The 15767-nt window shown below is 38.9% G+C and carries 8 protein-coding genes; all 8 read left to right on the top strand.

Features of this window, described 5'->3' with window-relative positions; genetic code table 11:
* Nucleotides 1–120: 120 nt before the first annotated feature.
* The 8 genes from GVN22_RS09530 to GVN22_RS09495 all read left to right on the top strand — a co-directional run bounded on the left by GVN22_RS09530 (nucleotide 121) and on the right by GVN22_RS09495 (nucleotide 15677).
* The gene (locus tag GVN22_RS09530; RefSeq protein WP_166550797.1) at nucleotides 121–1545 is read left to right on the top strand and encodes a sialate O-acetylesterase; all 1425 of its coding nucleotides are present in this window, start codon (nucleotides 121–123) and stop codon (nucleotides 1543–1545) included.
* Between the two features lie 99 nt (nucleotides 1546–1644).
* Entirely contained in the window at nucleotides 1645–4419 is a 2775-nt protein-coding gene (locus GVN22_RS09525; RefSeq protein ID WP_166550796.1) for a glycoside hydrolase family 2 TIM barrel-domain containing protein, read from the top strand.
* Between the two features lie 75 nt (nucleotides 4420–4494).
* Nucleotides 4495–5874 carry a CocE/NonD family hydrolase gene (locus tag GVN22_RS09520; RefSeq protein ID WP_166550795.1) on the top strand — a complete coding sequence of 460 codons (1380 nt, stop codon included), beginning with the start codon at nucleotides 4495–4497 and terminating at the stop codon, nucleotides 5872–5874.
* Between the two features lie 78 nt (nucleotides 5875–5952).
* Complete coding sequence (locus GVN22_RS09515) at nucleotides 5953–6798, top strand: sugar phosphate isomerase/epimerase (protein ID WP_166550794.1); 846 nt, start codon at nucleotides 5953–5955, stop codon at nucleotides 6796–6798.
* A 394-nt stretch (nucleotides 6799–7192) separates the two neighbouring features.
* Nucleotides 7193–9928 carry a hypothetical protein gene (locus GVN22_RS09510; RefSeq protein WP_166550793.1) on the top strand — a complete coding sequence of 912 codons (2736 nt, stop codon included), beginning with the start codon at nucleotides 7193–7195 and terminating at the stop codon, nucleotides 9926–9928.
* A gap of 217 nt (nucleotides 9929–10145) precedes the next feature.
* Entirely contained in the window at nucleotides 10146–11696 is a 1551-nt protein-coding gene (locus GVN22_RS09505) for a trehalase family glycosidase (protein ID WP_166550792.1), read from the top strand.
* Nucleotides 11697–11860: 164 nt separating this feature from the next.
* Nucleotides 11861–13441 carry a sodium/solute symporter gene (locus GVN22_RS09500; RefSeq protein WP_166550791.1) on the top strand — a complete coding sequence of 527 codons (1581 nt, stop codon included), beginning with the start codon at nucleotides 11861–11863 and terminating at the stop codon, nucleotides 13439–13441.
* Nucleotides 13442–13490: 49 nt separating this feature from the next.
* Nucleotides 13491–15677 (top strand): alpha-rhamnosidase, encoded by a 2187-nt coding sequence (locus GVN22_RS09495; RefSeq protein ID WP_166550790.1) that lies wholly within the window; start codon nucleotides 13491–13493, stop codon nucleotides 15675–15677.
* Nucleotides 15678–15767: the final 90 nt, after the last annotated feature.

Below are 15767 nucleotides of genomic sequence, written 5' to 3'. Positions count from 1 at the left end.
TTATAAACTGTATAAAAAGATAAGTCCAAGACTAAGTCTTGAACTAGTGAGCTCAAGTGGGCGCAGCAAACTATTTTGGATTAGTTAGAGGGGATTTAGCTTAAAACTATTGAAGTTTTTATGAAAAAAATCAAATCATATATTCTGTTAATACTTAGTTTTTGCTCGATTTTTTCGGTAAAAGCACAAATTGTCTTACCTCGAATTTTGGGGCATAATATGGTTTTTCAACAAAAAAAACCTATTCATATTTGGGGAAAAGCCTCTGTTGGGGAGCAAATCAATGTCCAATTTTCAGGACAATCCGCCAAAACAACAGCAGATTCTGAAGGAAATTGGCAAGTATGGCTCAAGGCACTACCAGCCACAAGCATTCCTCAAGAGTTAAGAATTGAAGGAAAGGAAGTTATTACGCTTAAAAATATCCTAATAGGAGAAGTATGGCTATGCTCTGGTCAGTCGAATATGGAATATACCATGCGAAAAAACAGTAAGGTAAAACGTCCCAATCTCCCAGATCCCAATCCTGTTGATGAGTTGGAAGTGGCCAAAAATCCACTGATTCGTATTTTTTTAGTCAACAGAAAAGAATTAATAAAACCTGATCCACAACACAAAGGGTGGAGTATAGCACAAGACTCCGCCTTGCGTTCTTTTTCGGCTGTTGCTTACTTTTTTGCTAAAGAAGTTCACCAGCAGACAGGCGTGCCCATCGGTATGATTTCGTCGGCTATCCCAGGCAGTAGAATAGAACCTTGGATTTCGGAAGAAGCTTTTGCTGGTTCTCCTTATTTCAAAGGACAAAAAGTAGAAGGTGAGCCTGCAAAGTTTTATAATCCTATGATTCGTCCTTTAGAGTCATTTGTCATGAAAGGATTTTTGTGGTATCAGGGCGAAAGTAATTGTTTCTTGAAAGATTCGGTACAATATACCAACAAGATGGAAACGCTGATTAGTAGTTGGAGAAAAGCTTGGAAAGACAATAAAATGCCTTTTTACTATGTGCAATTAGTCCCTTATCTCTACTCAAAAAGTACAGGTAAGGTAGTTTTGGAAAAGGAAACTCTTCCTACTTTTTGGCAAGCGCAAGCCAATGTAACTCAAAGAGTAAAGTACACTGACTTCGTAACTACGACCGATTTGGCAGATACTTTGACCAATATTCATCCTTGGTACAAATGGGAAATCGGGAAACGTTTGGCACTTTTAGCTCTGAAGCATGATTACGGGAAAAAAGGTTTAGTTGCCTCTGGACCCATTTTCAAAAAAATGAAAATCAGAAATGATAAAGCTATTTTATCCTTTGATTCTATGGGTGGGGGTTTGATGAGTAAAGATGGAAAAGACCTCAACTATTTTAGTCTAGCAGGTGCTGACGGAAAATTTCACGAAGCAAAAGCCATTGTTGTAGGCACCCAAGTGGAAGTTTTTTCCGAAAAAGTTCCAGAACCCAAAACAATCCGATTTGCATGGCAAGAGGATGCAGAACCTAATTTTTTCAACAAAGAGGGACTCCCTGCACGACCATTTACCAGTAAAAAGTAATATCAATGAACAGGTATAGGGCATAACGGGAGCAAAAATTTGAAACGTTATCTCATTTTTCTATGTGCCTTTGTCCCTTATCCCTCATCAAAAACAATCATGAATAAAAGAATTTTACTTTTTCTCTTCTTAGTACTGAGTTTTAAGGCTCTCTATGCGCAAGAAACCCAAAAAGTTTATCTTTCTGGAAAAGGGCATGACCAAACCGTTCCATGGGATTTTTTCTGTACTGAAGGTCGTAATGCTGGCAAATGGACAAGCATTCCTGTTCCATCCAACTGGGAATTGCAGGGATTTGGCAAATACAACTATGGCTTCGCCAAAGATAGCTCAAGAGGTAAGGAAAAAGGACTTTACAAATATCATTTTCAAGCTCCCAAGTCATGGCAAGGCAAAGCATTAAATCTTGTTTTTGAAGGAGTTATGACCGATGCTGAAGTAAAAATCAATGGAAAGTCTGCTGGTGAAATTCATCAAGGAGCCTATTATGCTTTCAAATATCCTATTGCACAATTACTCAACTACGGCGCTGAAAATCTATTGGAAGTAACAGTAAGTAAGCACTCTGCAAATCAGTCGGTTAATGAGGCTGAGCGTAAAGGGGATTTTTGGATTTTTGGTGGAATTTTCCGTCCAGTTTATTTAGAGGTTTTGCCTACTCAGCATATTACTCGTGTTTCTATTGATGCCAAGGCTAATGGGAATCTAAAGGCAGTGATTCGTACTACTTCAAGTAATACAAATCTTACTTTATCAGCACAATTACATACCTTAAATGGTCAAAAGGTTGGTACTCCTATTCAAGCAAATCTCAAAGCTGGTCAGTCTGAACTAACCCTTGAAAAGCTTTATCAAAACATTCAACTTTGGACATCCGAAACACCTAATCGCTACAAATTGATGGTAAGTTTATTACAGAATGGGAAAGCGGTTCACGTGGTTGAAAAGAAAATTGGTTTCCGTACCGTCGAAGTAAAATTGCGTGATGGCGTATATGTCAATGGGACTAAAATAAAGTTCAAAGGGGTAAATCGTCACTCGTTTTGGCCAACTTCAGGACGTACTACTTCAAAGGCAGTAAGCTTACTCGACGTGCAATTAATGAAAGATATGAACATGAACGCCGTTCGTATGTCGCATTACCCTCCCGATGATCATTTTCTGGATACTTGTGACTCTTTGGGTTTGTTTGTAATGGATGAATTGGCGGGTTGGCATGGCAATTATGATACGCCTACAGGTACCAAACGTCTTGAAGAGTTGATGGAACACGATGAAAATCACCCTTCTGTAATTTTTTGGATTAACGGAAATGAAGGTGGTCACAATTACGAATTAGACCCTATTTTTCCTCAAAAAGATTTACAAAGACGTCCTGTGATTCACGCATGGGAAGATTTTGCAGGGTTCGACACACAGCATTATCGCGATTATAACTACGGTATTGGTAATTATGACCACGGACATAGCATTGTCATGCCAACCGAGTTTTTGCATGGAATGTATGATGGCGGCCATGGAGCTGGTCTGGAAGATTACTGGGAGCATATATGGACAACACCACTTTGCGCAGGTGGCTTCCTTTGGGATTTTGTTGACCAAGGTATAGTTAGAACCGATAAAAATGGCATCCTAGATACTGATGGCAATCGTGCCGCGGACGGCATCGTAGGTCCTTATCGTGAAAAAGAAGGAAGCTATTTTACCATCAAAGAAGTGTGGAGTCCAATCAAGTTTGAGGCAAAAGAAATTACTTCCGATTTTGATGGAAAATTTACTATCGAAAACCGCTATCATTTTACCAATACCAATCAATGTCGTTTTACTTGGAAACTCAAATCTTTAGGGTTACATCAGTTGCCCGAACTTTCAGGTAAAGCCCTTTCGCCCAATTTGAAACCCTTGGAAAAGGGAACAGTGTCATGCCAGCAACTACCACAAAATTGGCAAGAATATGACGGTTTGTATCTAAGCGCTTTTGACCCTTTTGGGAAAGAAATTTTTACTTGGAGTTTTAAAATTACCTTGCCAAAAACGATGGCACAGGCAATGGTGAAAACTTCGGGAAGTACCAAACCTACGCTTCAAGAACAAGATTCGTTGTATGTAGTCAAGGCGAATGGTTTGACGATTAGTTTTTCTAAAAAATCAGGTTTGCTAAAATCAGTACAAACGGAAAAAGGAAGTATTCCATTCAACAACGGCCCAATAGTACAAGAAGGAAGTACCAATTTTAAAAATATTACTACCCGTTTTGATGGTGAAAATGTAGTGATTGAATCAACTTACGACAAAAAAGAGGCATTCAACACACTGCAATGGATCATTTATCCATCGGGTTGGGTAAAATTGAAAGTTAAATATTTCCCAGCGGCTTATTTAACGAATTATTTTGGACTTAACTTTTCTTTTCCAGAATCTGAAATTAAAGGTGTAGAGTATTTAGGAAATGGTCCATACCGAGTATGGAAAAATCGTTTGAAAGGAAATCAATTTGGTATTTGGCAGAAAGATTATAATACTACCGAAACAGGTGAAATACCATTTGTTTATCCAGAATTCAAAGGATACCATGCCAATATGTATTGGTGTAAGTTTATAACCAAAGGTCAGTCTTTTACCGTAGTCACTGAGACAGAAGATGTATTTTTCAGGTTGTTTAGTCCAGCCTTCAAAACAGATTCATATCAAAACTATGTGATTAATTTCCCAAGTGGCGATATTTCCTTTATGCAAGGTATTTCGGCCATTGGTTCTAAAACTAACAGAGCTGACAACACAGGTCCTATGAGTATGAAACACGTCTTTTATGACTACGAAAAAGAGCCTAAAAGAGCTGTTGAAATGGTTTTGTATTTTGATTTTTTAAAATAGGAGATAGGCATTAGGGGTTAGGCAAAAAGTAAAAACACTTACCCCTTGTGCCTATTCCCTGACCCCTAAAAACTTATGAAAAATATCCTCATCACTATCACTTTACTAACTTCTTGCTTTTTTATACAAGCACAGACGGCAGATCAGGCGTTTAAAAAACCTTTAAAAGAGGTTATATCGACGATTGAATCTCGTTTTAAGGTGAAAATACGCTATCCTGAAGCCTTGGTGGCTGATAAACAGGTTACTTATGCCGAATGGCGTTTTAGACCTGATTTAGAAACAACGCTCCATCATATCATGGATTCGCAGGATATTACTTTTACCAAAGAAGGAGAGGGAAAATATAAATTACAAGCTTTTCAATATCACCTCAAAACTCCCGAGGAAGGCAAACAGCAATTAAACTATTTGTCTACGCTTTCACCAGATATTACTTCTTGGGAATTGCGTAAAGCCAATTTGAAAAACTGCATTTGGCAAGCACTAGATATGCCAAAAGCGCCAGCTAAACCGCAGTCTCAACCCATCATTACACAAAAACGAATCATGGATGGCTACTCGGTTGAAAATGTAGCTATCGAAACTTTGCCTGGTGTTTATGTGAGTGGGTCTTTATATCGTCCTTTAAAATCGAAAGGTAAAATTCCCGTTATTCTGAATCCAGACGGGCATTTTGGGGAGGGTCGTTATCGTGCCGATTGTCAGTATAGATGTGCGGCTTTAGCCAAAATGGGCGCTATGGCTTTTAGTTACGACCTTTTTGCTTGGGGCGAATCTACCTTACAGTTCAAATCTGAAGACCACCGTCGTAGCCATGCTCAAACGATTCAAATGCTCAATGGAATGCGTATTCTGGATTGGTTACTAAGCCTCAAAGATGCCGATCCTACGCGTGTAGGCATTACGGGCGCTTCTGGCGGGGGTAGTCAAACGATGTTGTTAACTGCTATCGACGACCGTATCAAAGTAAGTGTTCCCGTAGCCATGATGTCCTCGTATCACAGTGGGGGTTGTCCTTGCGAAAGTGGTATGGGTGTGCATTTGTGCGGAGAAGGTACTAACAACGTAGAAATAGCCTCCATGGCAGCTCCAAGAGCACAAATGATTATATCGGATGGAAAAGATTGGACACAGTTTGTCCCACAAACCGAATTTCCATTTGTACAACGAATTTATGATTTATACCATGCTTCTAATAAAGTTCAGAATGCCCACTTTCCAAGCGAAGGACATGACTATGGAGCTAACAAACGTAAAGCCATGTATGGCTTTATGGCAAAAGAATTAGGCTTAGATCTTCAAAAGATTCAGGATACTTCTGGTAATATCACTGAAACAGGTATTACGATTGAGCCTTTCCCAGCCTTATATGTTTTTGGTGAAAAAGGCGAAAAGCTACCTTCCAATGCCATCAAAGATTTTGAAATAATTGAGAAGATGTTTTCGAAATAGTGGCACAGGCAAAGAGGCACAAGGCAAGAGTTTTTTATTTACTCTTGCCTTGTGCCTGACTACTAACCCCTCAAAGAAATGCGTTTTTTATTGATTTTGTTAATGATAGCTAGTCAAGGACTGGCACAAACGACTCGTTACAAAGTAGGTTTGATTGACCTCATGTTGTTGAAACGACAAAAATTGGGAGCCATTACGCTCACTCAACAAATTGGCGCCGACGGACTTGAATTGGATATGGGAGGTTTAGGGAAAAGACCCACTTTTGAAAACCAACTTGCCAATGATTCTATTCGTCAGGTTTTTATGGATATGGCCAAAGAATTAAAACTTGAAATATGTTCCTTAGCAATGACAGGCTATTATGCTCAATCATTTTGCGGTCGAGAGGAGTATCAACAGTCAATTCGAGATTGTATAAAAACCATGAAAGCTATGAATGTAAAAGTGGCTTTTTTACCGCTTGGTGTACAATGCGACTTAAAGAAAGACCCATCCATCCGAGATTCGGTTGTTAGCAGATTAAAAGTTGCTGGAAAAATGGCAGAAGAAGCAGGCGTGGTAATCGGCATCGAAACAGCATTAAGTGCCAAAGAGGAAGTGGCTTTACTCAAAGAAATCGGTTCTCCAGCCATCCAGATTTATTTTAACTTTTCTAACCCTCTCAAAGAAGGTCGTGATTTATATAAAGAATTAAAAATTCTAGGTAAAAACCGTATCTGTATGATTCATGCCACCAATAAAGATGGTGTTTGGCTAGAGAAAGACCCTGAAATAGATATGCTTAAGGTAAAAAAAACTTTAGATAAAATGAAATGGTCAGGCTGGCTAATCATCGAACGTTCGAGGGATGCCAGCAAGCCTAAAGATGTCAAAGGAAATTATAGCGCCAATACAGCCTATTTGAAAAAGATATTTCAATAAAATGACACGAGTTATTTAGTGATTTGTGATTGAGTGGATGAATGATTATTTTTTTTGACAATATTCTGCTTCTCACGAAATTTCAGTCAGGATATTTCGGTTTTTTGGGTAAAAATCATTTTGAAAATAATCACTAAATCACTCAATTGCTCAATCACTAAATAAAGGATAGCTCGTATCCTTTTGCTAATTTAGCAAGAACTCCCCCTATGCAAATATCCTATAGTTTTCAGAGAAAATGGTAGATAGTCTGACCCTCCTAAGCATATACCTTTGTATGTGTTAAATCTGATTTATTCCGAAAAAAATACAAGATTCATTGAGCAGCAGGCCAATATCATATCAAAATACCTTTCGGATTAATCATAAGCTCTCAGATTCAGGACTATAAGTTATGTACAAAATTTCACTCATACTCTGTTACCTCTTCTTAAACATATCTCATTCTTTTGCTAGTATCACGAGCAATGAGGATGGAGCAAAGACGATCTATTTACAAGTTTCCCAACCATCACAACCTCGTATTGCTTACGGTGTTAGTAAACTCAAACTTGCTTTAGAATCTGTTGGATATAAGGTTTCTACCACCTCAAAATCTACGACCTCAACTATTTGGATTGGCACTCAACAATCGCTAAATAATAGCAATACCTTATCCAAAAAGGAAAGTTTTCGTCTATTTAAATCTGCTCAAACTCCTTTGCAGGTCATTGGTTTTGATGAGTCGGGTGTCTTATATGGTTGTTTGGAATTAGCAGAAAGAATCAAACAGCAGAAGACTATCCCGCAGTCTCTGGTCTATCAAGACCAACCCGAAATGGTACTTCGTGGTACTTGTGTAGGTATGCAAAAACCCACACTTTTGCCTGACAGAGAGGTATATGAATATCCTTATACAGAAAAAGATTTCCCTTGGTTTTACGATAAAAAACTCTGGATTAGATACTTAGATATGATGGTCGAAAACCGTTATAACTCACTCTACATCTGGAACGGACACCCTTTTGCATCCTTGGTTCGGGTAAAAGAATACCCTTATGCCGTAGAGGTTGACGATGCCACTTTTAAGAAAAACGAAGAAATGTACCGTTTCTTGACTGAAGAAGCGGATAAAAGAGGTATTTGGGTAATTCAGATGTTTTATAACATCATTGTTTCCAAACCTTTTGCCGAACATCATAAAATCAAAACACAAGACCGTAATCGCCCAATTATTCCAGTCATTGCAGATTATACACGTAAGTCTATTGCGGCATTTGTAGAAAAATATCCTAATGTTGGTTTATTAATCACCTTGGGCGAAGCCATGGAAGGAGCAGGCCAAGATGATGTGGATTGGTTTACCAAAACCATTATTCCAGGGGTACAAGATGGTCTAAAAGCTTTGGGTAAAACAACAGAACCTCCCATTGTGCTTCGTGCGCATGATACAGATGCACCAAGAGTCATGAAAGAGGCTTTACCGTTGTACAAAAATTTGTACACGATGGCAAAATACAATGGAGAGGCTTTAACGACTTATACACCAAGGGGTTCATGGGCAGAATTACATCGCAAATTAAGCCAAATTGGTACGGTACATATCGAAAATGTGCATCTTTTGTCAAATCTCGAACCATTTAGATACAGTTCGCCTGACTTTATCCAGAAGTGTGTACAAGCCATGCACAGCGTTTATGGCGCTAATGGACTGCATTTATACCCTCAAGCTTCTTACTGGGATTGGCCATATACCGCAGACAAAACGTCCGAAAGACTTTTGCAAATCGACCGAGATGCCATGTGGTACAAAACATGGGCAAGATACGCTTGGCGTGCAAACCGCCCTGCTACAGAAGAACAGCAGTTTTGGAAATCCTATCTTGGAAAAGAATATGGACTAGCGTCAAATCAAGCACAAGGAATCTTAGATGCCTACAACGAAACGGGAGAAATTGCACCTAAGCTTTTGCGTAGATACGGTATCACCGACGGTAACCGTCAGACTTTGACCTTGGGGATGTTGATGACACAATTGATTAATCCTTATCGTTATGGGCTGTTCACGATGCTATATGAATCAGAAGCACCTGAAGGTGAGATGATTATTGAATATGCAGAAAAGGCATGGAAAGGACAAAAACACATCGGAGAAACGCCTGTGCAGGTGGCCGATGAAGTAGTAGTTCATGGAAAAAAAGCGCAGGAAGCCATTGACAAAATAGCACTAAGCGTCACTAAAAATACGGCTGAATTTAAGCGTTTACAAAATGATGTTCATTGCTACAATGCAATGGCACAGTTCTTCTCTGAAAAGGTATATGCCGCTCTGGACTTAGTGCGTTACAAATATTCAAATCAAATTAGTGATTTGGAAAAAGCATTACCACACTTAGAACGTAGCGTTGAGCACTATAGCAAACTGGTTGAATTGACAAAAGATACCTATTTGTACGCCAACAGTATGCAAACCAAACAGCGCAAAATCCCGATGCGTGGTGTCGATGCGACTTTCATTCATTGGAAAGAAATGCTACCCGTTTTTCAAAAAGAAGTAACGAGATTACATACTGTTATTGATTCGTTGAAGCAAAGTTCAGGTAAGGGCGTAAAAGCTATTCAATATCTCAAGCCCGCTCAGGTTCAACTTGATGATGCCAGCTTAACAAGCTATCCTTTAGCGAGCAATCAAAAAGTTTTTAGCGATACCAGCATTGTGATTCAAGGCATAGCACCTGAACTAAAAAACCTTTCTGGTATTGTTTTATCTAAAAAAACACAGATTACTAAGGGCACTCAAATAACTTTTAAAACGGACAAACCTGTGAAAGTATTAGTGGGCTATTTCAATGAGAAGATAGGGATTTATGATGCCAAGAAAAGTGATTTTCTGCCAAAACCACAACTTGAAATTGATGCCAGTGCCAATAACTTCGGACAAGCAGAAAGTAAGATTACCAATGCCCTGTTGCTAGGCGACTGGCCTCCTGTGAATATCCATACTTTTTCATTCGAAGCAGGAACGCATACACTAAGTCTTGCCAAAGGAACGTGTTTAGTACTAGGCTTTGTAGATGGCACACAAGAGATAAAAATCTTCGACGCAGGTTTTGCAGGTAATCAAAAAAATATAGACTGGACAGTTGAATAGTGATGAATGATGAGTTGTGAGTCAAGAGTGTACGAAGGATTCTAAAACTGTTTATTTCGGATATCGGATGTTGGATTTCGGAAGTGTAATCTTTTACATTTCTTTAAAAAATAAGTATTTAACCTTATTTCCGAAATCCGCAATCCCAAATCCGAAATTGTTGGAAATCCTTCGTACAGTACTAAACTCCTAACTCATCATTCACAATTAAGAAATCATGTACATTAAAAAAATATTAAGCCTTTGGGGCTGTATTCTTCTGGGGTATGGGAGTGTGGCTCAGAAGACCGATTTTGTTGGAACCAAAACCTTAGCCTCGGCAGTTGAGCGCTACAATGCGCTTGATAAGGAAGAAGCTGTTATTAATTTTATTCCGAATGCACAATCATATAATTGGTTAGCGCAAAATATTCCTTTATTGGATTGCCCCGACTCTCTGATTCAGGAGATATACTATTATCGTTGGTGGGCATTACGCAAGCACCTCAAGCAAACGCCCGATGGCTTTATTTTTACTGAATTTATCACCAAAGTAAATCACGCTGGTAAGCACAATGCCATCAGTAGTGCTTTGGGACATCATATTTATGAAACTCGTTGGCTCCGCAATCAACAGTACACAGACGATTATATTCGCTTTTGGCTTTATGTCGATCCCAAACACAATGTACAACGTTTTCACGCCTTTAGTAGCTGGATTGATGACGCTGTGTATCAACGTTATTTAGTCAATTTGGATAAATCTTTTTTAGAAAAAAACCTTCAGACACTTGTAGCAGATTATAAAAAATGGGAAGAAGAACGCCAATTACCCAACGGGATGTTCTACCAGTTTGACGTAAAAGACGCTATGGAGGAGTCTATTAGTGGGGGCAGAAAAGATAAAAATATTCGTCCGACTATCAATAGTTATATGTATGCCAATGCTAAATCTTTAGCCAGAATGGCAGAATTACTGGGCGATGCAAACACGCAAGAGATTTTTACAGATAAAGCGAACTTCCTTAGAAAAGCCGTTGAAGATACGCTTTGGGATAATAAGGCCTCTTTTTTTAAGGTAAAATTAGAGAAAACAAAAGCTTTCTCAGACGCTCGCGAGGCTATTGGTTTTATTCCTTGGTATTTTAATTTGCCAGAAGATAAGGCTAACTATGCCAAACAATGGAGTCAACTTACCGACACTTTAGGCTTTAAAGCAAAATGGGGTATTACCACTGCCGAGCGTCGCCACCCCTTGTTCCGTACACATGGCTCAGGACATGGTTGCGAATGGGATGGACCACTTTGGCCGTATGCCACCACTCAAACACTTAAGGCTTTGTCCAATTTGCTCAATAATTACAAGCATAAAGGCGATATGACCCCTCAGGTTTTCTATGATGAACTACAAAAATATGCCTTTTCTCATCAAATGAATGGTAAACTTTACTTAGGCGAGTATCAGGATGAGAAAAATGGAGAATGGCTCAAAGGCGACAATCCAAGAAGTAAGTTCTACAATCACTCTGCTTATGCAGACCTGATTATCAGCGATTTAATAGGACTCAAACCTCGTGAAGACCAAGTATTAGAAATTAGTCCTTTGATTTCAAGCAAACAATGGGCTTGGTTTTGTCTAGAAAACATTTCTTATCATGGAAAACTCATTACAATCCTTTGGGACGAAACTGGTAAAAAATACAACAAAGGCAAAGGCCTACAAGTCTTTGCTGACGGCAAACTCATTGGCAAGTCAAAAAAACTCAAAAAAGTAAGATTTAATATCTAGAAGCTGTAGGCTTTAAGCAATAGGCATTAGGCAAAATGCATCCTCGGTCAGTGTCCCATTCGACTCGGATTGCACTTTTAGCCTATGGCATAAAGCTTAAAGCCTAAGGCATGCAAAAATAACTTATTTCCCCTCATTTTATTACAAAATCCTCAACCCTAACTATGCTTTCACCTCTAGCAGAAAAACTCACTTGGCTTGATTATACCATTGTGGGCATATATCTAATTATATTGTTGGTCATTGGCTATCGTGCAAGTCGCAAAAAAAATACTGACGAAACACTATTTCTAGCCAATAAATCACTGGATTGGTATAGTATCGGTTTTAATATGTGGGGAACAAATGTGGGACCTTCGATGCTTTTGGCATTTGCTAGCATTGGCTATAGCACTGGAATTGTGGCGGTTAACTTCGAGTGGTATGCCTTTGTATTCTTGTTTTTGTTAGCCATAGTTTTTGCTCCCAAATACATCGCCTCAAAAGTATCCACCATGCCAGAGTTTATGGGTAAGCGTTATGGCGATTCTACCCAAAATATCTTAGCATGGTATGCGCTCATTAAGATTTTGATTTCTTGGTTATCGCTAGGTCTTTTTTCAGGTGGTTTTTTAGTAAGACAAATCTTAGGCATTCCAATGGCTCCTGCGGTAATTGTCTTGGTGCTTTTTGCAGGGCTATTTGCCTATATGGGCGGACTCAAAGCCATCGCAAAGGTGAATGTTTTTCAAATGATTTTATTGATTGCGGTATCTACTACTCTAACGATTTTGGGCTTACAAAAAGTGGGTGGTATTTCGACGATGTATCATCAAGTCCCAGCAGACTTCTGGACATTAATTCACCCTGCCAACGATACCAAATACCCTTGGCCTGCTATTTTGTTGGGCTATCCTGTATCAGCTATTGCATTTTTCTGTACTGATCAAGCTATGGTACAATCGGTTTTAGGAGCGAGAACTCTTGAACAGGGTCAATTAGGGGTAAACTTTATCGCTTGGTTAAAAATCCTATCTCTGCCGCTATTTATCTTGACAGGTGTCATTTGTCATATTCTTTTCCCTAACCTTACTGACCCATCTATGGCATACATGACGATGGTAACCAACTTATTCCCTGCTGGATTAAATGGTTTGGTCATTGTTGTGTTGATTGCGGTATTAGTCGGAACGATTGGTTCGTCACTCAACTCTCTGAGTACCGTTTTTACGATGGATGTCTATGTCAAAAAAATCAATCCAAGTGCTAGTAACGAACAAATTATCAAAGTCGGTCGCATGACAGTACTGGCAGGTTGCGTATTTGCGGTATTGATGGCATTGGCTATAGATTCTATCAAAGGGCTTAATTTATTTGATGTCTTTCAGTCGGTCTTAGGCTTTATTGCACCACCACTTTCTGTAGTTTTCTTATTAACTGTTTTCTGGAAAGCCATGACACAAAAGGCCGTAAACGCCATTCTATCTTTTGGCTCAGCCTTTAGTCTCGGAGTTGGCATATTGTACTTATGGGTATTTACTCCTGACAAATACAGTTTTTGGCCGCATTATCTCTTGTTATCCTTTTTCATTTTTGCCTTTTTGGCATTTGTCGCAGTGATTATCTCTATTACTGACAAAAACCCAGTTATCTATCTTTCTGAAAAAGAAGAATCTAGTCAAGAATTTAAACCAAGTACCAAAGTAATCACCCTTTGGACAGCCTTAGTGGTTGTGATGGTTTCTTTATATCTGTTTTTTAGTTAAAACAACCATTTCAAAAGCGAGAATTTTCGCCCCAAACCTCAATACATACATGAAACGTTTTTTCTACAAAAGCCTTTTACAGTCCCAGCTCATTTTGGGACTTTGGTTGTTTAGTGCAGGGCTAAGTCTTGCGCAACAAGCTACTTGGATTTGGTATCCAGGAGATTTCGAAATTTGGCTGGGTAACAAAATGCAAAACCGCCGTACCGAACGTGGTGTGTTTTTCCCACCTTTCTGGAAATTGGACAGTCATTATAACTTGATTGATTTTCATAAATCATTCACGCTCAATGCCCCAGAAGAAGTCTCGATTTTTGTAGAAGGACAATACAATGTTAAGATTGATGGAAAAGCCATTATGGGCTATCCTAAAAAAATCACGATGCCCGCAGGAAAACATAAGTTAAGTCTGAAGGTATTTTGCCAAGACCGAGTTCCTGCTATTTTTATTCAAGGAAAAAATGTTGTTTCTGACAACTCTTGGTTAGTGACTTTTGAAGATAAAGAGTGGATTGACGAAACAGGAAAAGCTTCTGACCAATCGGGCACAACTTGGCTCAATGCTGGTTCTTGGAATTTTAATTCGCCAGCACAAGCTCCTTCCAAATTTAGCCTGGCAACCAAATCACAAAAACCTGTAAAAGTGGAAATACTAAAAGAGGGTACAATGATAGATTTTGGGAAAGAAACATTTGGTTTTGTTCAACTCAAAGGATTGAAAGGGAAAGGAAAAGTTGAGATTTTTTATGGTGAATCTAAAGAAGAAGCCATGGATACTGAACACTGCGAAACACTTGATCAACTCACCATCAATCAGTCGATTGCCAAAGATTCGACAATGGAATTGACAAAGGCTTTTCGATATATTTTTATCAAAAAATCTCCTGCCGTATCCTTCAAAGAGGTATCCATGTTGTATGAGTATATGCCTGAGAAAGAGCGTGGTAATTTCCGTTGTTCAGACGAGCAAATCAATCAGATTTATGATGTGGCAAAATACACATTTCAGCTCAATACCCGCGAGTTTTTCATAGATGGTATCAAACGTGACCGTTGGATTTGGTCGGGCGATGCCTACCAAAGTTATTTGATGAACTACTATTCCTTCTTTGATTCGCCTGCTGTTACTCGAACGCTCTTGGCTTTGCGTGGCAAAGATCCTGTTACTAGCCATATCAATACCATTATGGACTATACATTCTATTGGTTTTTAGGAATTTACGACTATTATTTATACACGGGAGATAAGACTTTTATCCAACAATTTTATCCTCGTATGCAAACGCTCATGGAGTATTGCTTGAGTCGTCGTAACAAAGATGGTATGATGGAAGGGCTTTCGGGTGACTGGGTATTTATCGACTGGGCAGAAGGTTTGAGCAAAAAAGGAGCTGTAAGCTTTGAACAACTATTGCTTACTCGTAGTCTCGAAACCATGACCTTATGTGCTAATATCGCCAATGATACCAAAGGGGCTATTCGATACAAACAAATTGGAGAAGAATTGAAATCTAAATTTTTCTCAACTTATTGGAATGACAACAAGCATGCTTTTGTACATAGTCAAGTAGATGGAAAACAGACCGATAACGTAACCAGATACAGCAATATGTTTGCGATTTTCTTCAATTATTTGGATGATGCCAAAAAACAAGGAATCAAAAATCATGTTTTGTTAAATGATAAAATTCAAAAAATCACTACGCCATATATGCGTTTTTACGAATTGGAAGCGTTGTGTGCTTTAGGTGAACAAAAATTCGTTTTAGACGAAATGAAATCCTATTGGGGCGGTATGCTCAAACTTGGAGCGACCTCTTTCTGGGAAGAATATAATCCAACAAAATCAGGAGCTGAGCATTATGCCATGTATGGTCGTCCGTTCGGAAAAAGTCTTTGTCATGCTTGGGGAGCAAGTCCTATTTATTTATTAGGAAAATACTATTTAGGGGTAAAACCAACAAGTCCAGCTTATGAGCAATATGAGATTACTCCTGAGCTTGGTGGTTTGGCTTGGATGGAAGGAAGCGTCCCAACCCCAAAAGGTGATGTCAAATTGTATTGTAGCAAAGAATCTATCAAAATAACTGGTACCAATGATGGTGTTGGAAAACTTAAATTTAAAAGTCAAACCTCTCCAACTTGTACACAAGGAACGATTCAATCTATTGGAAATCAATGGTATGAGCTAAGTATTCCTAAAGGACAAACCATCGAGGTGAAGTATCAGCAGTAGAAAAGTGACAAAGGGAACAGGCACAAAGGCACATAGTATTTTCAGATTCAATTTACACTTTGCGCCTTTGTGCCTGTTCCCTCTATAACT

The organism is Cellulophaga sp. BC115SP (assembly GCF_009905545.1).
Taxonomy (GTDB): Bacteria; Bacteroidota; Bacteroidia; order Cytophagales; family Spirosomataceae; genus Flectobacillus; species Flectobacillus rivi.
This window is presented reverse-complemented; position numbering and strand designations above follow the sequence as displayed.

Excerpts from the sequence above, each read along its gene's own strand:
- GVN22_RS09520 (WP_166550795.1), top strand. The coding sequence starts at position 4,495 with ATGAAAAATATCCTCATCACTATCACTTTACTAACTTCTTGCTTTTTT.
- GVN22_RS09505 (WP_166550792.1), top strand. The coding sequence starts at position 10,146 with ATGTACATTAAAAAAATATTAAGCCTTTGGGGCTGTATTCTTCTGGGG.
- GVN22_RS09515 (WP_166550794.1), top strand. The coding sequence starts at position 5,953 with ATGCGTTTTTTATTGATTTTGTTAATGATAGCTAGTCAAGGACTGGCA.
- GVN22_RS09510 (WP_166550793.1), top strand. The coding sequence starts at position 7,193 with ATGTACAAAATTTCACTCATACTCTGTTACCTCTTCTTAAACATATCT.
- GVN22_RS09495 (WP_166550790.1), top strand. The coding sequence starts at position 13,491 with ATGAAACGTTTTTTCTACAAAAGCCTTTTACAGTCCCAGCTCATTTTG.
- GVN22_RS09525 (WP_166550796.1), top strand. The coding sequence starts at position 1,645 with ATGAATAAAAGAATTTTACTTTTTCTCTTCTTAGTACTGAGTTTTAAG.
- GVN22_RS09530 (WP_166550797.1), top strand. The coding sequence starts at position 121 with ATGAAAAAAATCAAATCATATATTCTGTTAATACTTAGTTTTTGCTCG.
- GVN22_RS09500 (WP_166550791.1), top strand. The coding sequence starts at position 11,861 with ATGCTTTCACCTCTAGCAGAAAAACTCACTTGGCTTGATTATACCATT.